Annotated in this window: 17 protein-coding genes and 1 other RNA gene; 2 read left to right on the top strand and 16 right to left on the bottom strand. The window is 62.2% G+C overall.

The features are described 5' to 3' along the window. Nucleotides 1–183 precede the first annotated feature (183 nt). From IFT44_RS00950 to rfbB, 8 genes are all read right to left on the bottom strand, one after another. Nucleotides 184–2,715, bottom strand: coding sequence for a glycosyltransferase family 4 protein (locus IFT44_RS00950; protein ID WP_192175248.1), 2,532 nt, complete (start codon nt 2,713–2,715; stop codon nt 184–186). Continuing rightward, a complete protein-coding gene (locus IFT44_RS00945) occupies nt 2,716–4,179 on the bottom strand; it encodes a class I SAM-dependent methyltransferase (RefSeq protein WP_192175247.1) in 1,464 nt (487 codons plus the stop codon). After that, nucleotides 4,179–5,393 carry an ABC transporter ATP-binding protein gene (locus IFT44_RS00940; protein ID WP_192175246.1) on the bottom strand — a complete coding sequence of 405 codons (1,215 nt, stop codon included), beginning with the start codon at nt 5,391–5,393 and terminating at the stop codon, nt 4,179–4,181. Before IFT44_RS00940 ends, IFT44_RS00945 begins: the two co-directional genes overlap by 1 nt. After that, on the bottom strand, nt 5,390–6,184 hold the full coding sequence (locus tag IFT44_RS00935) for an ABC transporter permease (protein ID WP_122478394.1): 795 nt from the start codon (nt 6,182–6,184) through the stop codon (nt 5,390–5,392). Before IFT44_RS00935 ends, IFT44_RS00940 begins: the two co-directional genes overlap by 4 nt. Nucleotides 6,185–6,186: 2 nt before the next feature. After that, nucleotides 6,187–7,548, bottom strand: a complete 1,362-nt coding sequence (locus tag IFT44_RS00930) for a phosphomannomutase (RefSeq protein WP_192175245.1) — start codon at nt 7,546–7,548, stop codon at nt 6,187–6,189. 141 nt (nt 7,549–7,689) lie between these two features. Then, on the bottom strand, nt 7,690–9,135 hold the full coding sequence (locus IFT44_RS00925; protein ID WP_122478398.1) for a mannose-1-phosphate guanylyltransferase/mannose-6-phosphate isomerase: 1,446 nt from the start codon (nt 9,133–9,135) through the stop codon (nt 7,690–7,692). 256 nt (nt 9,136–9,391) lie between these two features. Beyond that, a complete protein-coding gene (rfbD, locus tag IFT44_RS00920) occupies nt 9,392–10,291 on the bottom strand; it encodes a dTDP-4-dehydrorhamnose reductase (protein WP_192175244.1) in 900 nt (299 codons plus the stop codon). Continuing rightward, nucleotides 10,288–11,358: a dTDP-glucose 4,6-dehydratase gene (gene rfbB / locus IFT44_RS00915; protein WP_192056179.1), complete on the bottom strand. Its 1,071-nt coding sequence runs from the start codon at nt 11,356–11,358 to the stop codon at nt 10,288–10,290. The genes rfbD and rfbB overlap by 4 nt, the downstream gene beginning before the upstream one ends. Nucleotides 11,359–11,730: 372 nt before the next feature. Between rfbB and IFT44_RS00910 the strand changes: the two genes are divergently transcribed. Beyond that, nucleotides 11,731–12,060, top strand: coding sequence for a YceK/YidQ family lipoprotein (locus tag IFT44_RS00910; protein WP_122478402.1), 330 nt, complete (start codon nt 11,731–11,733; stop codon nt 12,058–12,060). An 18-nt stretch (nt 12,061–12,078) separates the two neighbouring features. Here the strand turns inward: IFT44_RS00910 and IFT44_RS00905 are convergent, their stop codons facing one another. From IFT44_RS00905 to ffs, 6 genes are all read right to left on the bottom strand, one after another. Continuing rightward, nucleotides 12,079–12,957 carry a PhzF family phenazine biosynthesis protein gene (locus IFT44_RS00905; protein WP_192057218.1) on the bottom strand — a complete coding sequence of 293 codons (879 nt, stop codon included), beginning with the start codon at nt 12,955–12,957 and terminating at the stop codon, nt 12,079–12,081. Nucleotides 12,958–13,113: 156 nt separating this feature from the next. After that, a complete protein-coding gene (gene recR, locus IFT44_RS00900) occupies nt 13,114–13,716 on the bottom strand; it encodes a recombination mediator RecR (protein ID WP_185793511.1) in 603 nt (200 codons plus the stop codon). 65 nt (nt 13,717–13,781) lie between these two features. Further along, nucleotides 13,782–14,816, bottom strand: coding sequence for an NADP-dependent oxidoreductase (locus tag IFT44_RS00895; RefSeq protein WP_122800126.1), 1,035 nt, complete (start codon nt 14,814–14,816; stop codon nt 13,782–13,784). A gap of 640 nt (nt 14,817–15,456) precedes the next feature. Beyond that, nucleotides 15,457–15,783: a YbaB/EbfC family nucleoid-associated protein gene (locus IFT44_RS00890; protein WP_122478410.1), complete on the bottom strand. Its 327-nt coding sequence runs from the start codon at nt 15,781–15,783 to the stop codon at nt 15,457–15,459. Between the two features lie 75 nt (nt 15,784–15,858). Then, nucleotides 15,859–18,429, bottom strand: coding sequence for a DNA polymerase III subunit gamma/tau (gene dnaX, locus IFT44_RS00885; protein ID WP_192175243.1), 2,571 nt, complete (start codon nt 18,427–18,429; stop codon nt 15,859–15,861). A 203-nt stretch (nt 18,430–18,632) separates the two neighbouring features. Further along, an RNA gene (ffs, locus tag IFT44_RS00880) (signal recognition particle sRNA small type) lies at nt 18,633–18,729 on the bottom strand. Nucleotides 18,730–18,954: 225 nt separating this feature from the next. Here ffs and IFT44_RS00875 point away from each other — a divergent pair. Next, nucleotides 18,955–19,437: a GNAT family N-acetyltransferase gene (locus IFT44_RS00875; protein WP_192102126.1), complete on the top strand. Its 483-nt coding sequence runs from the start codon at nt 18,955–18,957 to the stop codon at nt 19,435–19,437. Between the two features lie 168 nt (nt 19,438–19,605). On the opposite strand, the gene IFT44_RS00870 is transcribed toward IFT44_RS00875, so the two are convergent. Then, nucleotides 19,606–20,772 (bottom strand): zinc-binding metallopeptidase family protein, encoded by a 1,167-nt coding sequence (locus IFT44_RS00870; RefSeq protein WP_192057220.1) that lies wholly within the window; start codon nt 20,770–20,772, stop codon nt 19,606–19,608. A gap of 275 nt (nt 20,773–21,047) precedes the next feature. Further along, the gene (ligA, locus tag IFT44_RS00865) at nt 21,048–23,390 is read right to left on the bottom strand and encodes an NAD-dependent DNA ligase LigA (RefSeq protein ID WP_192057221.1); all 2,343 of its coding nucleotides are present in this window, start codon (nt 23,388–23,390) and stop codon (nt 21,048–21,050) included. Nucleotides 23,391–23,427: the final 37 nt, after the last annotated feature.

Raw genomic sequence — 23,427 nt, 5'->3', positions numbered from 1 at the left:
CGGCCGTGAGTCGTTCCGGGCTATCGCCGACCAACGACTTACTGCTCTGCGGTCTCTGCCGCGGGATCAGGTACGGGGCAGCGCGCAAGAATACCTTGATCCGTCCAGTTTGTGTCAGCGCCGGCATGAAACCCGGATGATCCCAGGCGCCACTGCCGACTCTGCTTGTGCCGGGTGCCGTACTCAGGCACCACAGACCCGATCCAACTCGGCAATCAACTGCTTCGCACTTTCCTTCCAGGTCAGCCACGGCATTTCGTCTGAGCGCGGGTGCTGGTTCTGCTCATACAACGCCAACCAATCAGCCAGTCGACCTGCGATTTCCTGGGTTTCAGTACCCTCGAAGTAATAGGCATACTCCCCTGCCACTTCGCGAAACACCGGCAGATCCCGCGCGAAAATAGGCAGGTTGTACTGAGCGGCCTCAATCAGGGGTAATCCGAAACCCTCACCGTAGGACGCGGCCACCAGGCAGTCGGCCTCGTTGTAGAGGTGTTCGAGGTATTCATCGCTCACACCTTCCAGCCACAGCAAGCGCTTGCCCAACTCGGCATGACTGGTCAGGCGCGCTGCCAGCTCGTCCACCAGCCAACCGTGCTTGCCGACGATGATCAGGTTGGCGTCATGGCCCGCCTTCCATAGCAGTTCAAACGCGTCGAGGGCCTGCGCGTGGCCTTTACGCGGCTCAAGCGTGCCTACCATCAGAAAGCTTGGCGCAGGACTCAGCGATTCGATGCGCAGCCCAGGGCTTTCCGGTACGCCCGAGGATGGCATGGACTGGTCGATGTCGGCCCCCAGGTGGAAGGCGCCAATGTGGAACGGTCGACTGCGCTCTGGTGCATTCTTCACCAGCCATTCGCGTAGCTCGTCCGCCACCGCATGGGAAATGCACATCGCGCCATCGTAGTGCGCCACGGCGTTGATCCACTTGATGTAGTGCGCCTGCAGACTTTCCACGAAGCAGTGCGGCAGTTGCAGGATTAGCAGGTCGTACACAACGAAGAAGATACTGACACCGTGCGAACGCAAGGTATTGAGGTACGACTGCTTGTGAGGAAGCACATCCATCAGCAGATCGAGGCAGATGTAGACATCGCCCGCGCGGTAGCTTATTGCCTCGTCGACGTCCGCTTCGCTTGCTTCTTTGCCCAGGAACATTGTCGTGAACTTGGCGGCATAGCGATAGAACGGCTCACCCGCCTTCGTGTACACCGGCTTGACGACGTAACCTGCCGGGGCGTTGGTCAGCCATTCCAGCAGAATGCTGCGCACCACGCGCTGAATACCGCTTTTGCCGTCGTGCTTGCACAGCTCGGAGATATCGACGAACAGTGTCGGCTTGCCGACATCGCCTTGAATCGAATAATCGATGGCTTTGGCCAGGCGCGAAACATCTACCGCACCGCTGCTCAAGTGTCCGGTAGCGGCCAAGGCATCGATGAGCGACTGGGTTTGGTCAAGGTCTGGGTAAGCCCAGGCGGATGGCAACGAGTCTCGCTTGGACAAAGCGGTTTCGAACGCTGCTACAGCGGCTTTGCCGGTGCGGTCCCACGAGAACTCCTCGGCGCGTGTCAGGCCGTGCGCAGCAAGCTCGGCCCGGAAGTCGTCATTCACCAGTGCCTGGCGCATCTTCTTGGCAATGGCCGAGATGTCGAACGGGTCGAACATTGCCTCGTCCCAACCGATCACCTCCGGCACGCTGGACGTGTTGGCGCCGATAACCGGCGCTCCACACTTCATCGCCTCCAGGGGCGGCAGACCGAAGCCTTCGTGCCAGGACGGGAATACATAGAGCCGGCACAGGCTGTACAGCGCGACCAGCTCTTCGTCGGTGATGTAGCCGGTGAACACCAGGTCCGAGTTACCCAGCCCCTGAGCGCGTGCCAGGGTCTTGTAGCTGTTGATGTGGTATTCCGGCATTTTGCCGGCGAAGACCAGCTGTATGTCACCCAACTCGGCCTTGATATTGGCAAACGCCTTGATCAGTTGCAGCAGATTCTTGCGGTCGTCGGCGCCGCCCGAATAGAGCACGAACTTGTCGTGCAGGCCGAACTTCTTCTCGACCACAGACCGTTCTTCGAGGCTGAGGGAGATGGGGCGGAACACATCATCGGCTGCGGTGGAGACGTTGGCGATATTCGCGGCTTCAAGCGGAAGGAACGACAGTGCTTCGTCTCGGGCGAACTCCGAAATCGATAGCAGCAGGTCATAGTTCTTGAAGGCTTCGACTTTTTCCAGATAGTGCTTCTTGTAGCCCGGATTCGGATCCAGATACTGCTTGGCACTGACCAGAGGAATAAGATCGTACAGCGTTGCGCTGACCAACGCGTTCTTGTCCAGCAACGGGCTGCCAATCGCGGCATCGTCGATATAGCCTTCAACGGCGCTGGTGACATGCACCACATCGGGGCGCAGGTCGTCGATGCACGCCTGGCGAACCAACTCCGCCACCTGACGCCGCGGGGTATTGGCGGGATCGCGATCGCTCACTGGACCTTCTGCATACCAGACGCGGATGTGACTCTGCGGTAACAGCCCGATGAAGGCAGCGCGGATGTTCTCGATGCTCTCGCTGAGCATGCCGTTGAGCACCAGAAACACTTCGTGCTCGCCGCGATTACGGGCTATGCCCTGCGCGAGTGACAGACTGTAACGTCCAATACCTCTGAAACGACTTTCAGTTTGCGCACCCTGCATGTCGATTACGATACGCATTCAGTTCTGGTCCTTCGTCATAGCTTGCATCAAGGCGCGCTCGATATCGCGGCCCCGCTCGGTCAGCGGCGCATGATCGATCACGCCATGTTGTGGGTCGCTGGCGTTGCTGGCCGCATCGGCGTGGACGGCGCTTTGGTGCAACTGACGCAGTTTGGCAGCAAGCCATGGGTTGCGATTGAGCACCGCCATGAGCGGTCGCTGGATGGCAGGCCGACGGCCGACCCATAGGCGCGCATGCGGCACGATCCTGCGCAAGGTACGGCCCACAGAAGATTTACCTGACCGGAACGGCCAGTAAATGGCACGCATGACTACACGCAAAGGCGCGGTGAGACGCCATGAAGTGCTGGCGTGCACCGCTTGCAGCTGCTGTTCGTAGGCTACTGCGCGCAGGTACCAATGATGCGCGTTGCCCAACGATGCATTGAGTTCCTGGCGAACGTGTTCGGTTTGGGCAATGGCCTCGCCATGACTTTTCTGCACGTTGGTCAGGCTGGTCTGCAGACCTGAGCAGTGCTGTTGCAGACTTAGAATGCTTTGATTGAAGCGCTGCTGTTGCGCGTCTACGTCCTGGCTGAACCGATCCTGGAGCAAGACCAGCTGGTCCGTCTGCTGCGCATGAAGTCGGTCCATGAGCGCTTGCAGCCCATCGCGTGTAACGAATTCATCCCGAGCCGCAACCAGCTCCCCTTCTATACCCTTCAATCGACGCTCCAGCGCTTGGTCGTAACGAACTGCCAATTGGTCCAGCGAGACGCCGTAGGCGGCGTCGAATACAGGTGCAAAGTCTTCAAGCTGCTCAGCCGCGGCCTGCTTCTGGCCTACGACCGCGTAGTCCGGACTGGTACCGGCCAGAACCTCCCACAAGCCGAGGCTGGTGCTTTCTTCGCGTAGCTCCGGGCGCTCTTGCAGCCGGACGATCTTCGACTTGGCAAACCCAGCGTGTTCGGCCAGGAACGACATCAGCAAGTTGGGCAACGGCCGCTCGTGAGTCGGGTCCAGGTAGAAGGAGTTGGTACCCACCACCAGACTTTCGGCATTGGGTGTTTCCAGAATCAGCAAACCGGCCGGGCGCAGTACGCGCAGAGCTTCGGCGACTAGTTCCTGCAACACTGGAAATGGAATGTGTTCGGCAATGTGAAAGCCGGTCACGGCAATCAAGCTGTTGTCCGCCAGCTCTTTCAAGGCGCTCAAGGCATCCGCCTTGCGCGCAGGCAAGTTCAGCGCCTGGCAGGCCTCAAGCATGCCTTCGTCCAGATCCACACCTGTTGGCGCATAGCCTTCTGCGGTCAGCAGTTCCAGCCACTCTCCCCGGCCGCAGCCCAGGTCCAGGACGGGATAGTCCTGATACAAAGCTTTGAGCGGGGATAGAAACGGCAGATAGGCTTTGAGGCGCTCTGTGATCAGTTCACGCGAACCACGATAGCGGTCTTCGAACGCACGGTAGAAACCGTCATCCATTACTTGCACTCCACAGTCGGCGGCATCCAGGCCAGACCTACAAAAGTACTTTTCGACATATTGACTACGTTGAACACCAAGGCCAGATCGCGCCACTCGTAGTTGTCGGCGATGTGGCTGTCGGTCGCGTGCAGGGCAACGGCCACCGAGTAGGAGCCCACACCCAGGCTGGCGTTGAAGCGGAACGTGTACGAGAGCATGTCGCCCTCGTGCAGACCGGTCCGGACGCATTCGAGATGGTGCGTGTTGGTACCGAATACGTCTTGGCCAAGGCGGTCCTTGATGACGTATCCAACCACCAACTCCGGCAACTCGGCGTTGACCTTGACGTTGATGGTCAGGCAGACATCGTCGCCCACTGCGACGTACTCGACGGGAACGCCGTCGGTGTTGTACAGCGCCACGCTGTCGATAACGGCCTTGCCACTACCCGAACGCGTCTGTACCCCACCATCGGCAAGCGTGTGCACTTCGACCGTCGAGTTTTCCTTCTGGGCGATGATGGCGTTGTAGTAGTCCATCACCTCCTCCGGCGAGCCGTCCTTGATGACGGTGCCGCCCTCCAGAAGGATTGCGCGGTTGCACAGCGCCTGGATGGCGCCGCGATCGTGCGAGACGATCAGCAGCGTCGTGCCGGCTTTCTGGAATTCCTTGATGCGACCGAAGCTCTTGTGCTGGAAGTAGCTGTCGCCTACCGACAGCGCTTCGTCGATGATCAGGATCTCGGGGCGGAAGGCAGTGGCGACGGAGAAAGCCACGCGCATCTGCATGCCGCTGGAGTACATGCGCACGGCCTGGTCGAAGTATTCGCCAATCTCGGCGAAGGCCTCGATGTCGCCGATCACGCCGTCGATCTGGGCCGTGTTGAAACCCATCAGGCCGGCGGCGTGGTAGACGTTCTGGCGACCGGTGAGTTCGGCGTTGAAGCCCATGCCCAGTTCCAGAATCGCCGCGATGCGCCCGTTGACCTGAACCGTGCCTTCGGTGGGCTGCAGGGTGCCGGTGATCATCTTCAGCAGCGTGGATTTACCCGCACCGTTCTGGCCGACGATACCGATCGCCTCACCCGCCTCGATGTTGAAGCTGATGTGCTTGAGTACCCAGTGTTCCTGGCTGGCCTTAACCGGCAAGTAGAACCAGCGCGCCATGCGCTGCCATTCCGAGCGGTAGGCGCGGTAGGCCTTGCCAACGTTGGTGACGGCAAGAAGGGTCATAGCGAGTCCACCATTTCTGCGGATGCCCGGCGGAACAGGAACAGCCCCAGCAGCATCAGGCCGACAGCGATCAGGAACGTCACGCCGATCTGTTGCAGGTCAGGCGAGACTTTGTAGACCAGCACGTTGTGATAGGCGGTGACGATGGGGTACATCGGGTTGATGTCCAGCGTACCTTTGAGGTAGTCAGGCACGATGTTGACCGAATAGACGATGGGGGTGAACCAGAACCACACCTGCAGGATGATCGGCACCACTTGGCCGATGTCGCGCAGGAATACGTTCAGCACACCCAGCACCAGGCCGATACCGACCGCCAGGGCGACCACGGCCAGGGTCAGGGGGATGAGCCAGAGCATTTGAATGTTGGGCGAGTGGCCTAGCACCGTGAAGATGATCAGCACGGCCACGAACAGCAGCAGGTTGTTCAGCAGGCACGAGCCCACCACGATGACCGGCAACGCAATGCGCGGAAAGCGCATCTTCTTCATCAGGTTGCCCTGCTCGATGAACACCGTCAGGCAGCGCCCGACGATTTCCGCGAACAGGTTCCAGGCCAGGATGCCGGCAATCAGGTACAGCGCGTAGGCGTACTTGTTGTCGATGCCCGGCAAGCGGGCGCCGAGCACGTTGGACAGGATGAGCGCGTAGATGGCGACCTGGGCCAGCGGATGAATGATCATCCAGAGGCCACCCAGTTTGCTGCGCGCAAAGCGCGCAACGAACTCGTTCTTGATGGAAGTTACAATGAAGCCTCTGTAGTCCCAGATGCCTCTCAACATGCCAAACATAATTATCCTTTGATCAAACGCTCTATCTCAGCAACACGCTGAGCCACCAATTCTTCGCTGCCGCGGCTTTCCACGTTCAGGCGCAGCAGTGGCTCGGTGTTCGAGCCTCGCAGGCTGAAGCGCCAGTCGGCGAACTCGACGCTGATGCCGTCGGTGCGGTCGACGCTGGGGTTCTGTGCGGTGTAGAACGCGAGGATCTTCTCGATCGAGCCTTTGACGTCGGCGACTTCGTAGTTGATCTCGCCGCTGCACGGGAACGCCTGGATGCGTTCGTCCACCAGTTGGGCCAGGGTCTTGTCGGTGACGCTCATCAGCTCGGCGACCAGCAGCCACGGGATATTGCCGCTGTCGCAGTAGGCGAAGTCGCGGAAATAGTGGTGAGCGCTCATCTCGCCGCCGTAGACGGCGTCTTCGGCGCGCATGCGCTCCTTGATGAAGGCGTGGCCGGTCTTGCTCTGGATGGCGACGCCACCTGCGGCTTCGACCTGTTCGATGGTGTTCCAGGTCAGGCGCGGGTCGTGGATGATCTTGCTGCCGGGGTGCTTCTTCAGCAGCATTTCAGCCAGCAGGCCGACCAGGTAGTAGCCCTCGATGAAGCGGCCCTTGTCGTCGAAGAAGAAGCAGCGGTCGAAGTCGCCGTCCCAGGCGATACCCATGTCGGCGCCGTTTTCCAGCAAGGCCTTGCGGGTCAGCTCGCGGTTTTCCGGGAGCAGCGGGTTGGGCACGCCGTTGGGGAAGTTGCCGTCTGGTTCGCCGTTGATGACGATCAGTTCCAGCGGCAGCTTGGCTTTGAGCAGTTCGATGGTCGGGCCGACGGCGCCGTTGCCGGGGTCGGCCAGCACCTTGAGGGGCTTGAGCGACTTGACGTCGATGTAGGTCAGCAGGTGCTCGATGTAGGCGCTCTTGTCGAACACTTCGCGCACGTGGCCAGCGGTGGCGGCCTTGTCGTCGAAGTTGCCGGCTTCAACGCGGGCACGAATGGCGTCGAGGCCGGTGTCGCCGCTGATCGGCTTGGAATGCTCGCGCACCAGCTTCATGCCGTTGTAACCCTTGGGGTTATGGCTGGCGGTGATCATGATGCCGCCATCGGCCTTGAGGTGGCTGGTGGCGAAGTAGACTTCTTCGGTGCCGCACAGGCCCAGGTCGAGCACGTCGGCGCCGGCCTCGGTCAGGCCCTTGATGAGGGCGGCGGCCAGGCCTGGGCTTTCCAGGCGCATGTCGCGCCCGACGACATAGGCTTTGCCGTGCAGTTCGGACACCAGCGCGCGACCGATACGGTAGGCGATGTCGTCATTGAGGTCGGCAGGGACTTGGCCACGAATGTCGTAGGCCTTGAAGCAACGGGTCTGGAGAGGGGGATACATGGCAATCGCTCGCTCTATGTGGCCGACGCGCGATGAGCGCGGACGTCGGTAGATTGGACGGTCGCTGACGAACGACCAGCGCAGTTCGGCCCCTGCGCATGCATTGGAGGCACGCGCAGAGGCCGAAGCGGGGTTTATCGGTCAGGCCTTGTCAACGCGGCCGTAGACGTCTTCGAAACGGACGATGTCGTCCTCACCGAGGTAGTCGCCGCTTTGCACTTCGATCAGCACCAGGTCGATCACGCCCGGGTTCTTCAGGCGATGCTGGTGGCCGGCACGAATGAAGGTCGACTCGTTGGTGTTGAGCATCAGCTCGCGGTCGTCGTTGACGACCACGGCCATGCCGCTGACCACGATCCAGTGTTCGCTGCGGTGATGGTGCATCTGCAGCGACAGCGACGCCTGGGGCTTGACCACGATGCGCTTGATCTTGAAGCGCTCACCCTCTTCCAGGGTGGTGTAGGTGCCCCACGGACGGTGCACGGTGCGGTGCAGCTTGTGCAGGTGGTGGCCGCTGGCCTTGAGCTGGCCGACGATGTGCTTGACGTCCTGGCCGTGATCCTTGTGGCTGATCATCAGGGCATCCGGGGTGTCGATGACCAGCAGGTCTTCGACGCCGACCAGTGCGGTCAGGCGGTCTTCGCTGTGGACGAAGTTGTTGCGGGCATTGTGCGAGAGCACTTCGCCTTCGAAACGGTTGCCGTTTTCGTCGGCGCCGGTCAGCTCACTGACGGCGTTCCACGAACCGATGTCGCTCCAGCCGATGTCGCACGGCACGGTGGCGACTTTGTCCGAGCGCTCCATCAGGGCGTAGTCGACCGAAATATCCGGGACCTGGGCGAACGCGTCGGCGTCCAGTGCCAGGCAGCGGTAGTTCGGTGCTTCGGTCAGGCGCGAGGCTTCCTTGACGGCGACGGCGGCGGCAAGAACGTCCGGCGCGTGTTTTTTCAGTTCTTCGAGGACGCTGCGGACCTGGAAGCAGAACATGCCCGAGTTCCAGAAGTAGTTGCCGGCGGCAACGTAGCCCTTGGCGGTTTCCAGGTCTGGCTTCTCGACGAAGCGGGCGACTTTCAGGGTACCTTCCAGGCCGGTGCCGACGCCGGCCTCGATGTAGCCAAAGCCGGTTTCAGGGTACTGCGGCTGAATGCCGAACGTGACCAGCCAGCCTTCGGCCGACAGCTTGACGGCCTTGGCGACGGCGGCGGAGAACGCGGCTTCGTTCTGGATCAGGTGGTCGGCCGCCAGCACCAGCATGTGCGCGTCCGGACCGTGGGAATCGTTGAGCTGCAGCGCGGCCATGGCGACGGCGGCGGCGGTGTTGCGGCCGAACGGCTCGAGGATGAAGCCCTGGGCGTGGCCGGTCTTGTTGACGGTGCGGTATTCGTCTTCGGTCTTGAACAGCAGTTCGCGGTTGGTGACGGTCAGCACTTCGGACACGCCCTCGAGCTTGGAGGCGCGCAGGAAGGTCTTCTGGATCAGGTTCTGGCCGTCAGGCAGTGCCATGAATGGCTTGGGATGGGCCTCGCGCGAAACGGGCCACAACCGGCTGCCAACGCCGCCGGAAAGAATAACGGGGATCAGGTTCATGCGTATTGGATCCTTTGTTTGCCGGTGTAGCGGCACTGTGAAAATCGATCTGTAGACCAGCTGTACATGGGGTGGAAACCACCGCTGCGCATCGAAGATCTGGCGGCTCCCTGCGCCGCAGACAACATATACGTCAAACCCTGAAGCCGCTCGCTGCTGATGAGTCAAGGAAGTGGCGGCTAGAATATCAGGAAACCCGGGGCCAAGCGCAAATCGTTCGCGCTTGGACACCCGGCCTGGCCCAGTAGTTCAGCGATCATTGCTTGGTGCTGATCTCGGCCAGCATTCGCTTCACACCCACTTCCCAATGCGGCAGCGTCAGGCCGAAACGCTCGGTCAGCTTGGTGGTGTCAAGGCGCGAATTCAGCGGGCGCAAGGCGGGTGTCGGGTAGGCACTGGTGGGGATGGCCTCGACCGTTTCCACGGCCAGCTTGGTGCCTTGGCGGCGGGCGTTTTCGATGACCAGCTTGGCAAAGGCGTGCCAGGACGTTTCGCCCGTGGCGGCGAGGTGGTAGGTGCCGGCCAGGTCAGGGTTCGCCACGGCCATGGGAATGGCATGGGCGACGACGTCGGCCAGCAGCTCGGCGCCGGTGGGTGCGCCGATCTGATCGCTGATGACGCTCAGGCTCTTGCGGTCCTTGGCCAGGCGCAGCATGGTCTTGGCAAAATTGTTGCCACGGGCTGCGTAGACCCAGCTGGTGCGGAAAATCAGATGCTTGCAGCCGGACTTGCGAATGGCTTCTTCGCCGGCCAGCTTGCTCGCGCCGTAGTAGTTGACGGGGACCGTGGTGTCGCTCTCCTGCCAGGGCTTCTCGCCCGTGCCATCGAACACGTAGTCGGTGGAGTAATGCACCAGCCAGGCGTCCAGATCGAGCGCTTCACGGGCAAGCAAGGCGCTGGCCCGGTGATTGATCAGGTCGGCGGTGTCCTTTTCGCTCTCGGCCTTGTCCACGGCGGTATAGGCGGCAGCGTTGACGATAACGTTCGGCGCGATGCGCCGCACCGTTTCGGCCAGCCCTTGAAGCGATGCCAGGTCTCCGCAGAGACCGGCTTCATCGATGTTCCTGCCCAGTGCGACTACCTTGCCCAGCGGCGCCAAGGCACGCTGCAGCTCCCAACCCACCTGACCGTTCTTGCCCAGGAGCAATATTTTCACAGTTCACGCCCTTGATAATTCGTATCGATCCATTGCTGGTAGGCGCCGCTCTTCACGCGGTTGACCCATTCGGGATTATCCAGATACCACTGCACGGTCTTGCGAATACCGGACTCGAACGTTTCTACCGGCGTCCAGCCCAGCTCGCGCTGGATCTTGCTGGCGTCGATGGCGTAGCGAACGTCATGGCCGGGGCGATCTTGTACGTGGGTGATCAAATGCGCATGAGGACGATGGGGTGACTGCGGGCAGAGCTCGTCGAGCAAGGCGCAGACCGTGTGCACGACTTCGATGTTCTGTTTCTCGTTGTGGCCGCCGATATTGTAGGTCTCCCCTACCTCACCTTCGGTCACTACTTGATACAGCGCACGTGCATGGTCTTCGACATAAAGCCAGTCGCGAATTTGATTACCTTTGCCATAAATGGGCAAAGCCTTGCCTTCCAGGGCATTGAGGATGATCAACGGAATGAGTTTTTCCGGGAAATGGCACGGCCCGTAGTTGTTCGAACAGTTGGTGATCAACGTCGGCAGCCCGTAGGTGCGCTGCCAGGCGCGGACCAGGTGATCGGAGCTGGCCTTGCTCGCGGAATACGGCGAGCTGGGCTGGTAAGGCGTTGTTTCGGTGAAGAGGTCTTCCGGGCCTTCGAGGTCGCCATACACTTCATCGGTGGAGATGTGGTGGAAGCGGAAGGCGGCCTGGGCCTCGGCGTCGAGTTGCGACCAGTATTGGCGCGCGGCTTCGAGCAAGGTGTAGGTACCGATCACGTTGGTTTCGACGAACGCGGCAGGCCCGGTGATCGAGCGATCGACATGGGATTCGGCAGCCAGGTGCATGACCAGATCCGGCCGGTGTTCGGCGAACACTCGATCCATTTGCGCGCGGTCGCAGATGTCGACGTGCTCGAAGGCGTAACGCGGCGTGCGCTCGCTGCCCATGAGCGAATCCAGATTACCGGCGTAGGTCAATTTGTCGACATTGACCACGGCGTCGTCGGTATTTGCCAGGATATGGCGAATGACTGCCGAGCCAATGAAGCCTGCACCACCGGTTACGAGGATTTTCACGTTAAACGACACCATCAAGTTAAAAATGAGACGCGCTGGATCGATTCAGGGCGCGTCTGACGCATGCATGATTTTCAAAGGCCGGATGATACCAAACCACCCAAGGCCTGTCCCCACGGCACATACGGGCCGACAGCGAGGTTTGTAACACCGGTTAAACACACTGCCAAAAAAGTTGTTACGAGAGGTAACCGATCTTTCACATTTGGCGTATGGATACCGGGCCTGTTCGATTTGCGAGGCAATGGACAACGCATTTCGTCTTTTCGTAAATGACAGTTCCCTTCATCTGACGAAAGGCGCAACACGGCCTTGGCGAAACCGGTTGATGGAAACGGTTATAGTGCCGATCTCACACAAGGAGTGGCAGGAATGAAAGCGTTGATAGGCGTCGTTGTCGCGGGACTGCTGGCGGGTTGCGGCACGATCAATACGGTGTTTCGCGATGATGTGGTGACCAGCGACAACTTGAAGGAAGCCGAGTCGTTCTGCGGCGCTGTACCTCGGGTGTACAGCGGCGTGGTCTATGACTTCTGCCTGCTGCATGGCCAGGCGCCCAAGCCCGGCCACTCGCGCAGCGGACCGCAGATGAGTTTCGTCGCGCTGGACATCGGCGTCTCGGCAATCCTCGACACGCTGATGCTGCCCTATACGCTGTATCGGCAACACAACGATGGCGGCATCGAGGTGGTGGGTCGCTGACCGCTGCCCTGGGGAGGCCTAGGGATTGAGGAAGCCGTCGAGGCAGGTGACAGAGGCACCGGTGACCTTGATCGACTGGTCGGTGATCGACAGCTGCATCTTGCCAGCGCGACCCAACGCAGCGCCCTGGGCGACTCGCAGCTGGGAGCCCAGCGAGGCGGTCTGCCCGGTGGCACGAATGAACGCGGCGACCGCCCCGCCGCCGCTGCCGCAGGCTGCATCTTCTGTGATGCCGCAGGTGGGCGCGAAGGTGCGGACTTCTATGTGCTCGTTGCTGCCTTCGGGGTGCGGGCCGAAGATCACCACGCCGGTGGTGCTGGTGCGGTGGTCGTTGATGGCCATGCGCGCCAGGTCAGGGATGACCGCCAGCACGGTTTGTGCGTCGCGCAGTTGCACCACCAGCCAGCGCGGGCCAACGGTCACGAAGCACGGCCTGCGGTCGCGCACCACGCTTACCCCCAGCACGGCCTGCAGCTCGCGATGATCGCTGTCGTTGACTGGCTGGATCGTTGCGGGCGGCAATTCGAAAGTGATCAGCTGCGAGCCATCGGGCTGGCGGACCACATCAAGGTCGATCAGACCCAATGCACACTCCTGCACCAGACGGCCGTTGCGCGGCTCGATCAGGCCGGCTTCCATCAGGGCGTGGGCGCTGCCGAGGGTGGCGTGGCCGGCGAAGGGTAGCTCGGAGTTCGGGGTAAAGATGCGTACGCGGTAGTCCGCTTCAGGGCGAGTGGCGGGCAACACGAAGGTGGTTTCGGAGAGGTTGTTCCAGTGGGCGATTTCTTGCATCTGTTCGCGCGTCAGGCTTTCGGCCTGCAGGATGACCGCCAGCGGGTTGCCCTTGAAGCGCTGGGTGGTGAAGACATCGACTTGCTTGAACGCTAGACGGTGCATGGTCGGCCCTGGAAATGGAGGTGTGGAGACGTAGCACAGGTTCGCACGTTTTCCGTAGCAGCGGCGCGAGCCGCGTCCGGCAGCACCGTGATTCTTCCGACCTACCGCGTGTGCCGCCGACGCGGCTTGCGCCGCTGCTACAGGGGTGTGGGTTGGTTAAAGGGTGATGGGTCTGCGGCCGGCGAAGGAATGGGCCAAGGTACCGCCGTCGACCAGTTCCAACTCGCCACCCAAGGGCACACCGTGGGCGATGCGTGAAGCCACAAGGCCTTTCTTCGCCAACAGCTGGGCGATGTAATGAGCTGTGGCTTCGCCTTCGACAGTCGGGTTGGTGGCCAGAATGACTTCGGCGAAGGTGCCCTGCTCGTCTATACGGCTCATCAGTTGCGGGATGCCGATCGCCTCCGGGCCCAGGCCGTCGAGGGGCGACAGGTGCCCCTTGAGCACGAAGTAGCGGCCGCGGTAGCCGGTCTGCTCAACAGCATAGACGTCCATCGGCCCTTCCACCACGCACAGCAGCGTATCGTCGCGACGTGGATCACCGCATTGCGGGCAAAGTTCTTCTTCGGTGAGGGTGCGGCACTGGCGGCAATGGCCTACGCCTTCCATGGCCTGGCTCAACGCCTGGGCCAGGCGACTGCCGCCGCTGCGGTCGCGTTCGAGCAGCTGCAGGGCCATGCGCTGGGCAGATTTCTGGCCAACGCCGGGCAAGGTGCGCAGGCTGTCGATCAGTTGACGGATCAGTGGGCTGAAACTCATGGAAGGCGGCCTGACGTAACGACGAGACGCGGTTTATACCCGCGCCTCCGGGTCACGTCAAATGCTCAGGCGTCGGAAACCTTGACCACCAGCTTGCCGAAGTTATGCCCTTGCAGCAGGCCAATGAATGCCTCCGGCGCTCGCTCCAAACCGTCGACCACGTCCTCGCGGAACTTGATCTTGCCGTCACGAACCCACGGCACCATGGCAGAGAAGAATTCTGCATGGCGATCGCCAAAGTCGTCGAACACGATGAAGCCCTGCATGCGGATGCGCTTGGTGAGCAGGGTGCGCGGCAACAGCGCGAAGCGGTCCGGACCTTCTGGCAGGTCGGTGGCGTTGTAGCCGGCGATCAGGCCGCACACCGGAATGCGCGCGCGAGCATTGAGCAACGGCATGACGGCGTCGAAGACTTTGCCGCCAACGTTTTCGAAGTAGATGTCGATGCCCTGGTCGCAGGCTTTGGCCAGGTCGTCGGCGAAGGTTTCGCTTTTGTGGTCGACACAGGCATCGAAGCCCAGTTCTTCAACGACGTAGCGGCATTTTTCCGGCCCGCCGGCAATGCCGACGACTTTGAGGCCTTTGATCTTGCCCACCTGCCCCACTACCGATCCGACTGCGCCGGAGGCAGCTGCGACCACCAGGGTTTCGCCTTCCTTGGGCTGGCCGATGTGGGTCAGGCCCATGTAGGCGGTCATGCCGGGCATGCCCAGAACGCCCAGTGCCATTGACGGGCTGGGGATGCCGGCGGGCAGCGGCGTGAGATTGCTGCCGTCGGAGATGCAGTGGGTCTGCCAGCCGGTCATGCCGACGACCAGGTCACCTTCGCGGAACTTGGGGTGCTTGGAAGTTTCCACGCGGCTGACGGTGCCGCCGGTCATGACCTCGTCGATTTCGACCGGTGCGGCGTAGGACGGTGCGTCGCTCATGCGGCCGCGCATGTAGGGGTCCAGGGACAGGTACAGGGTGCGCAGCAGGACTTGGCCGTCTTCGAGATCCGGCAAGGCTTCGCGCTCCAGACGGAAATTCTCCGGCGTCGGCGCCCCGGTTGGACGGGAAGCAAGAACGAAGCGCTGGTTGAGGGTCAGGTCTTGGGACATTGCGGGGTATTCCTTCAGCAAATGGCTATAGGAAAAGGACAGCATCGGGTGGCGGGATGTTCAACTGGGTGCTTGGCAAACAGCCGGCGGCGTGGCTTTCGCGGCCGATGACCGCTCCTACGGGGGGATTGGATTACGCGCGTATCCTGTAGGAGCGGTCTGTGGCCGCGAAGGGGGCACACCATGTGTCTGGTAGACCGCAGTATAGCTTTCGCGGCCGATGACCGCTCCTACGGGGGGATTGGATTGCGCGCGTATCCTGTAGGAGCGGTCTTTGGCCGCGAAGGGGGCACACGATGTGTCTGGTAGACCGCAGTATAACTTTCGCGGCCGATGACCGCTCCTACGGGGGGATTGGATTACGCGCGTATCCTGTAGGAGCGGTCTGTGGCCGCGAAGGGGGCACACCATGTGTCTGGTAGACCGCAGTGTAGCTTTCGCGGCCGATGACCGCTCCTACGGGGGGATTGGATTGCGCGCGCACCTTGTAGCAGCGGTCTGTGGCGGCGAAGGGGGCACACGATGTGTCTGGTAGACCGCGGTGTAGCTTTCGCGGCCGATGACCGCTCCTACGGGGGGGCGCTTCCACTTCGGTCACTCAGATACAAAAATGCCAGGCTTGGGGCCTGGCATTTTTGGGTCAGAACGGCATCTTGAAGCCGGGCGGCAGTTGCATGCCGGAGGTCATGCCGGACATCTTGTCCTTGCTGTTGGCTTCGATCTTGCGCACGGCGTCGTTGACGGCGGCGGCAATCAGATCCTCGAGCACGTCCTTGTCTTCCTGCATCAGGCTGTCGTCCAGGCTCACGCGCTTGACGTCGTGACGACCGGTCATTACCACGCTCACCAGGCCTGCGCCCGATTGGCCGGTCACTTCCGCCTTGGCCAACTCTTCCTGCATCTCGGCCATTTTTTCCTGCATCTGCTGGGCCTGCTTCATCAGGCCGGCCATGCCACCTTTCATCATGGGGTTCACCTCAAAGGTCAATGGGTATGACCGCGCAGTGCCGAAGGCGTCCTGCGCGGGCTTGGGTAGGAGCACTTAACGCGTTGGGCCGGCCACCGCCTCGACTGGTTCAATCGTATCGTCGCGAATGATGGCACCGAACTGTTGCAGCATTTGTTGAACGTACGGGTCTTGTTGAATCGACTGTTCGGCATCGGCCTGGCGATTCGCACGCCAGCGCGCGGCGGCCTGCGCCGGGGTTTCCTGTTCCGGGCGGATCAGCTCGATGGTCAGATTGAGCGTGCGCTGATGATACTGGTTCAGCGCATCGTTCAAGCGCCGCTGCTGGGTGCTGTTGAACAGCGCGCTGTGCGCCGGGTCCAGGTGCAGCAGCCAGTCGTCGCCCTCCACGGCGATCAGGGTACAGTTGGCGGCGATGCTGCCAGTCATCCCCGAGATCGGCAGTTTCGGAAACAGCTCGAGCCATTGCAGAGCCAGACCGCTCGCTGGCTGTGCGGCAGGCAGCACTTCGGGCTCGGCTTCGACAGGCGTGTCGTGGACGGTTTCACTGGCCAGCTCGTCGAGGTAGCTGTAGGCGGCGCCATCGGTTTCCGGGGCGTAGTAATCTTCGTCCAGCGGCGGCTCGTCGTCGCGGTCCATGCCGGCTGGTGTGTAATCGGCGGGCTCGGCATCGTCGGCAGGCGGGGCTGTCTGGGTTTCCGGGGCGTCCGGTACGGCACTGGCAGGCGTGGGCGCCGGCATTGGAGTCAATGCGGGCTGCTCGGCGACGACATCCAGGATCGGTTCCTGGGTGGGCGCAGCTGCGGGCTCTACCGGGTCGTTCCAGGGCAGATCGATAACGGGATCAGGGGCTGCCTGGGAATGCGCGGGGGATTCTTCGCGCCCGCTGACCGCTCCTACGGGGGGATTCGAGGGCGCGGGCATCTCGTAGGAGCGGTCCGTGGCCGCGAAAGGCGCGACGCGGTCTGCCTGGGTATCCGCAACAGGGCCTTCGCGGCCGCTGACCGCTCCTACGGGGGGATTCGAGGGTGCGGGCATCTCGTAGGAGCGGTCCGTGGCCGCGAACGGCGCGACGCGGTCTGCCTGGGTATCCGCAACAGGGCCTTCGCGGCCGCTGACCGCTCCTACGGGGGGATTCGAGGGCGCGGGCATCTCGTAGGAGCGGTCCGTGGCCGCGAACGGCGCGACGCGGTATGTCTGGGTATCTGCAGTGGGGCCTTCGCGGCCGGTGACCGCTCCTACGGGGGGATTCGAGGGGGCGGGCATCTCGTCGGAGCGGTCCGTGGCCGCGAAGGGCGCGACGCGGTCTGCCTGGGTATCCGCAACAGGGCCTTCGCGGCCGGTGACCGTTCCTACGGGGGGATTCGAGGGTGCGGGCATCTCGTAGGAGCGGTCCGTGGCCGCGAACGGCGTGACGCGGTCTGCCTGGGCATCCGCAACAGGGCCTTCGCGGCCGCTGACCGCTCCTACGGGGGTTGGAGCTGCCACGGAGTGGGTGGAATCAACTGTGGCCGCGCTGATCCCCACTGTCTTTAGCGGTTGACTGGGCCCATCGCTGCTGCCTGCGGGGCGGAACGCGAGCATGCGCAGCAGCACCATTTCGAAACCGCCACGCAGCTCCGGGGCCAGTGGCAGGTCGCGACGGCCGATCAAGCCCATCTGATAATAGAACTGCACGTCTTCGGCCGGCAGCGCCTGCGCCAGCGCCAGCACCCGTTCGCGATCACCCTGGCCATTGTCTACCGCCTCGGGCAGCGCCTGGGCGATGGCCACGCGGTGCAGCACGTTGAGAATTTCAGCCAGCACGCCATTCCAGTCCGGCCCCTGCTCCGCCAGATGGCGCACGGCCTCGAGCACACCGCGGGCGTCACCTTCGAGCAATGCCTCCAACACGCCGTAAACCTGGCCGTGGTCCAGCGTACCCAGCATCGCCCGAACATCGGCTGCGAGCACCTTGCCCTCGCCAAAGGCAATGGCCTGGTCGGTCAGGCTCATGGCGTCGCGCATGGAGCCATCGGCGGCGCGGCCAAGCAACCACAGCGCGTCGTCCTCGAAGGGTACGTTCTCGACACCCAGCACATGGCTCAAGTGCTCGACCACCCGCTCCGGCGTCATGTTCTTCAAAGAGAACTGCAGGCAGCGCGACAGAATGGTCGCCGGCAACTTCTGCGGATCGGTGGTGGCCAGAATGAATTTGACGTAGGGCGGCGGCTCTTCCAGCGTCTTCAGCAACGCGTTGAACGAGTGCGTGGACAGCATGTGCACTTCGTCGATCAGGTAAACCTTGAAGCGCCCACGGCTGGGTGCGTACTGCACGTTGTCGAGCAGCTCGCGGGTGTCTTCGACCTTGGTGCGGCTGGCGGCATCGATCTCGATCAGATCGACGAAGCGACCCTCGTCGATCTCGCGGCAGACCGAGCATTCACCGCACGGCGTTGATGTGATGCCGGTCTCGCAGTTGAGGCACTTGGCGATGATCCGCGCGATGGTGGTCTTGCCCACGCCCCGAGTGCCGGTAAACAGGTAGGCGTGATGCAGCCGCTGGTTGTCCAGCGCATTGATCAATGCCTTGAGCACATGGGTCTGGCCGACCATTTCGCGGAACGAGCGCGGACGCCATTTACGTGCAAGAACCTGATAACTCATCGAAAACCGTCGCGACATGAAAGCGGAAGACCGCCAATGCTAATGGAGCAGGACCGAAATTGCATCCGTGCCCTGCTCTATTGCTGAGTTCGCCTGAAAAAACATCGGCAAGGATCAGCGATGGCGAGTTTTCGCCTGGGTATCGGTTTGGGATGGGTGATGCGATGAATCCGTGCGAAGACGAATTCTGGAAGAGGTGGCAACCCTACCAGCCACACCCCGGCACACAATGTTCCCGCTGTGGCTGCTTCCTTCCGGATCTGACCAGGTTCACGGGTAATCGTTGCGGGGGGACCGGCAGGGTCACCATAACGACACTCGCTTGGTAGCGAGCGGGGGCCATTGTACCGGTCCTGACAGAAGTTACAACCCGTTGCGCGAGATAAAATTTGTAGGGCTGTCAGGGACTTGGCGTGGGCTGCTTTGTACGGTACAGCGTAGGTGCGGATTGCTTGCGCGCAAGACAAGCGACAGCCGTGATGTGAATTGGTAACGTCGCGACATGTCCCCTGCCTGGTGCTTGCGATGAATGTTCTGACGCCCTACCCCGACTTGTCGCCTACACAGCTGCAGCAATTGATGGATATCGAGATTCGCCCGGAGCAGAAGCAGTATTCCGGGGATGTGGACATGGCGCTGTATACCTTGCTGGGCTGCACCGATGGTGAGATCCAAGGTTTCGCGCTGCTGGTGGATGAGGTGCCGAAAGGATTTCTGCTGCTCAAGCATGGACGATTCGTGCCGGAATGGGCGCATCCGCAGGCGGCGACCTTGCATGCATTGCAGGTGGATCGGCGCATGCAGGGCCGTGGGCTGGGGCGGGCTTGTCTGCAAGGCCTGCCTGATGCAGCGCGCGGTGCGTGGCCTGGGGTGCAACAGCTGGAGTTGTCGGTGGATGCTGACAATGTGGCGGGCATTGGGTTGTACAAGGCGCTGGGGTGGGTGGATCGCGGTGAAGCGTACCGTGGACGGATTGGTTATGAGCGCAGGTTCGTGCTTGCGCTCTAGAGACAGCAGCTCTCTTTGCAGCAGCGCTACCCCGCCTTCGTGGGAGCGGGCTCTGCCCGCGAAGGCGTATGAATGGGCGGTGCACATTTCGGATCAGGCGGTGAATGTGCGGGCCTATTCGCGGGCAGAGCCCGCTCCCACAGGGGGGGGCGGGCATCGGCCGGTGTGTCACACCTGCAGGACGTCGTCGGCGCGGCCGCCGGCTTCCTGGACGACGACGTGGATGAAGTGCAGCTTGGCGATCACGGCCGGTGGCAGCACGAAGGGGTAGAAGTCGGGCTGGCCCATGGCGCGGGAAAGTTCGTTGAGCATGCCGGCCAGTTCGATCCAGGCGTTGACGAACGCGAGGAATGCAGGGCCGCTGGTGTGATCCGGGTCGTAAAGGGTGGCCAAGGGGAACGGCGTGTAGTCGAGGTCCATTTCCTTGGCGCTCATGCCGAAGCCCAACGCGGTGTCCACCGCGTCCATCATGTGCAGGTAGTGAGCCCAGGTTTCCGCCCAGTCTTCCCATGGGTGCATGGTGGCGTAGGCACTGACGAAGTTCTGTTGCCAATCGGCCGGGGCACCCTGGTCGTAATGGCGCTGCAGCGCGTCGGCGTAGCTTTGGCTTTCATCGCCGAACAGGCGGCGGTAGTCGGCCACCCAGTGAGTGTCGGCGATCAGCCGGTCCCAGTAGTAGTGCCCTACTTCGTGCCGGAAGTGTCCGAGCAGCGTGCGGTACGGTTCGCGCATCTGCACGCGGACCTTTTCCCGGTGGGCGTCGTCGGCTTCCTTGATATCCAGGGTAACCAGGCCATTGGCGTGGCCAGTGGTGGGCGCGTTGCCATTGAGGTCGGTGCCGATGAAGTCGAACGCCAGGCCGGTGGCTTCGTCTTCGGTCTTGGCGATGACCGGCAGGCCGAGGTTGATCAGTTGCGCGATCAGACGGCGCTTGGCTGTTTCAACCTTGCGCCAGTGTTCGGGGTTTTCCGGAATGCTCAGGTCGGGGATGGTCCGGTTCAGGTTGCAGGCGGTGCACAGGGCTGCGGGCCCCTTCTCTGCCGGTACCAGCCAGTTGCAGGCTGCGGGGGTATCGAGGTTGGCGCAGCGGCGGAACAGGCCTGCGTCGGGGGCGGCATGCAGGCGCCAGCTGCCTGCTTCGGGGCCGGCGTCGAGCGTGGACAGCACGTTCTTGGCCGACCAGAAACCGAGCAAGGCATTGCATGCCAGGCACTGGCTGTTGCGGAAGAAGATCGACTGCCCGCAGGTGCATTCCCATACCTTGCTGTGACGGTTTTCCGGTTTGGCGAATGGTGCGGTGATTCGGGTGCTGAGTTGTTCGAAAAAACGATACATGGCGATCTCCGGTGGCCTGCCATGACTAGAGCTTGCCGGCGTGGGAAAGGTTTCATTTGCGGCAGAGGTTGGGCGGAAATGCGGATGGGAGGTTGAAGAAGGTCATGTAGCAGCGGCGCGAGCCGCGTCGACGGTGGCCGCAGCCAGTCTGAATGAACGCGGTAGAACCGGACGCGGCTTGCGCCGCTGCTACAGGGGGGGGGGGTGGCCCTGGGCTCTGATTGCTGAGGTGCACCGCAGTTTGGGGGAAACTTGGGGTGCGTAATGTCATGATGTTACATGTTGGTGAGAAACTTCAGGAACTGCTCTTCGTCGAGGACCTTTATGCCCAGTTCGCTGGCCTTGGCCAATTTGGAGCCGGCGCCGGGGCCTGCCACGACGGTGTGGGTTTTGGCAGAAACCGAGCCGGAGACCTTGGCCCCAAGGGCTTCGAGCTTCTGCTTGGCTTCGTCGCGGCTCATCTGCTCCAGGGAGCCAGTCAGTACCCAGGTCTGTCCCGCCAGGGGCAGGCCTTCGACGACTTTTTTCTCGCTCGCCCAGTGCATGCCGAAGGTTTGCAACTGCGCTTCCACGGCCTTGGCCGTCTCGGCGTTGCGCGGCTCCTTGAAGTACTCGCGCACCGCCTCCGCCTGCCGGGCGTTGAGCGCCTGGCGCAGGTCGATGCCGTCGGCGGCGATGATCTGGTCCAGGCTGCCCAGCTTGGCCACCAGCTTCTCGGCGCCAGTCGGCCCTACCGAATTGATCTCCAGCTTGGCGATCATGCCGGCCAGGGTGGTGCTGGCGGCGTACTCGGGGTGTACGTCGCCCTCCTCCTGCAACTGCAGGCCGCGCTCGAGCAATTGCTGGATGACGCTGCGGTTGTGCGGATCTTCGAAGAAGCTGTGGATCTCGAAGGCCACTTCCAGGCCGACGTCCGGCAGATAAGTCAGCACCTGCGGCAGCGCTTCGCTGACGCGCTGCAGCGAGCCCAAGGAGCGCGCCAGCACCTTGGCAGTCTCCTCGCCCACATCAGGAATACCCAAGGCATAGATGAACCGCGCCAGGCTCGGCTGCTTGCTGTCGGCGATGGCCTTGAGCAGGTTGTTGCTGGACACCTCGGCGAAGCCGTCCAGCTTGACCACGTCGTCGAACTGCAGCGTGTAGAGGTCGGCGGGCGAACTGACCAGGCCTTCGTCGACCAACTGCTCGACGCTTTTTTCACCGAGCCCGTCGATGTCCATCGCCCGCCGCGAGACGAAATGTATGATCGCCTGTTTGAGTTGCGCACCACAGGCCAATCGCCCGACACAGCGATAGACCGCTCCTTCGCTGACGGTCTGCTTGCCCTTGCTGCGCTTGACCAGCTGGGTTCGCTCGACATGGGAGCCGCACACCGGGCAGGTTTCCGGCACCTGAACCGCACGGGCGTTGTCCGGCCGACGCTCGACCACCACCTGCATGACCTGGGGAATGACGTCACCGGCGCGACGGATGATCACGGTATCGCCAATCATCAAGCCCAGACGCGCCACTTCGTCCATGTTGTGCAGGGTAGCGTTGGCCACCGTGACGCCGGCCACCTTGACCGGCTTGAGCCGCGCCACGGGTGTAACGGCGCCGGTGCGGCCCACCTGAAATTCCACGTCGAGCAGTTCGGTGAGCTCTTCCATGGCGGGGAATTTATGGGCAATGGCCCAGCGCGGCTCGCGCGCGCGAAAGCCCAGCTCGCGCTGAGAGGCCACGCTGTTGACCTTGAACACCACACCGTCGATTTCATAGGGCAGCTGGGTTCGGCGGGCGCCGATGTCGTGGTAGTACTCCAGGCACTGCTCGATGTTTTCCGCGACCTTGAGCTCGCGACTGATCGGCATGCCCCATTTCTTGAGCTGTTCGAGGTTGCCGGTGTGGGTGGTGGCGATGTCTTCGGTAACTTGGCCGATGCCGTAGCAGCAGAATTCCAGGGGACGGCTAGCGGTGATCTTCGAGTCGAGCTGACGCAGGCTGCCGGCCGCAGCGTTGCGCGGGTTGGCGAAGGTCTTGCCGCCGACTTCCATCTGGCTGGCGTTGAGCCGCTCGAAGCCGGCCTTGGACATGTAAACCTCGCCGCGCACTTCCAGCACCGGTGGCCAGCCACTGCCGTGCAGCTTGAGCGGGATGTTGCGGATGGTGCGCACGTTGACACTGATGTCTTCGCCGGTGGTGCCATCGCCGCGGGTGGCGCCGCGAACCAGGGCGCCGTCCTGATACAGCAGGGAGACAGCCAGGCCGTCGAGCTTGGGTTCGCAGCTGTAGTGGATGGCCGCGCCGCTGCCGAACAGATCACCGGTGGGCAGGTCGAGGCCTTCGGTGACGCGGCGGTCGAATTCACGCAGGTCGACTTCTTCGAAGGCGTTGCCCAGGCTGAGCATGGGGATTTCGTGGCGCACCTGGGAGAACGCGGTCAATGCAGCGTTGCCGACGCGCTGCGTGGGCGAGTCGGGCGTGACCAGCTCGGGATGGGCGGCTTCGAGCGCTTTCAGTTCATGGAACAGACGGTCGTATTCGGCGTCGGGGATGCTGGGTTCGTCGAGCACGTGGTAACGGTAATTGTGCTGGTCGAGTTCGGCACGCAGTTCGAGGATACGGGTGGCGTCGGTCATGATCGGTTCTCGCTTGAAGCAAAAGAGCAGCCTGGGC

This window comes from Pseudomonas sp. CFBP 13710 (assembly GCF_014842235.1).
GTDB lineage: Bacteria > Pseudomonadota > Gammaproteobacteria > Pseudomonadales > Pseudomonadaceae > Aquipseudomonas > Aquipseudomonas baltica.
This window is presented reverse-complemented; position numbering and strand designations above follow the sequence as displayed.

Bases quoted from the DNA above. Each gene is read 5' to 3' on its own strand.
- IFT44_RS00890 (WP_122478410.1), bottom strand. From the start codon at position 15,783: ATGATGAAAGGTGGCATGGCCGGCCTGATGAAGCAGGCCCAGCAGATG.
- IFT44_RS00910 (WP_122478402.1), top strand. From the start codon at position 11,731: ATGAAAGCGTTGATAGGCGTCGTTGTCGCGGGACTGCTGGCGGGTTGC.
- IFT44_RS00875 (WP_192102126.1), top strand. From the start codon at position 18,955: ATGAATGTTCTGACGCCCTACCCCGACTTGTCGCCTACACAGCTGCAG.
- dnaX (WP_192175243.1), bottom strand. From the start codon at position 18,429: ATGAGTTATCAGGTTCTTGCACGTAAATGGCGTCCGCGCTCGTTCCGC.
- IFT44_RS00940 (WP_192175246.1), bottom strand. From the start codon at position 5,393: ATGACCCTTCTTGCCGTCACCAACGTTGGCAAGGCCTACCGCGCCTAC.
- IFT44_RS00935 (WP_122478394.1), bottom strand. From the start codon at position 6,184: ATGTTTGGCATGTTGAGAGGCATCTGGGACTACAGAGGCTTCATTGTA.
- ligA (WP_192057221.1), bottom strand. From the start codon at position 23,390: ATGACCGACGCCACCCGTATCCTCGAACTGCGTGCCGAACTCGACCAG.
- IFT44_RS00895 (WP_122800126.1), bottom strand. From the start codon at position 14,816: ATGTCCCAAGACCTGACCCTCAACCAGCGCTTCGTTCTTGCTTCCCGT.
- IFT44_RS00905 (WP_192057218.1), bottom strand. From the start codon at position 12,957: ATGCACCGTCTAGCGTTCAAGCAAGTCGATGTCTTCACCACCCAGCGC.
- IFT44_RS00945 (WP_192175247.1), bottom strand. From the start codon at position 4,179: ATGGATGACGGTTTCTACCGTGCGTTCGAAGACCGCTATCGTGGTTCG.
- IFT44_RS00925 (WP_122478398.1), bottom strand. From the start codon at position 9,135: ATGAACCTGATCCCCGTTATTCTTTCCGGCGGCGTTGGCAGCCGGTTG.
- IFT44_RS00930 (WP_192175245.1), bottom strand. From the start codon at position 7,548: ATGTATCCCCCTCTCCAGACCCGTTGCTTCAAGGCCTACGACATTCGT.
- IFT44_RS00950 (WP_192175248.1), bottom strand. From the start codon at position 2,715: ATGCGTATCGTAATCGACATGCAGGGTGCGCAAACTGAAAGTCGTTTC.
- IFT44_RS00870 (WP_192057220.1), bottom strand. From the start codon at position 20,772: ATGTATCGTTTTTTCGAACAACTCAGCACCCGAATCACCGCACCATTC.
- recR (WP_185793511.1), bottom strand. From the start codon at position 13,716: ATGAGTTTCAGCCCACTGATCCGTCAACTGATCGACAGCCTGCGCACC.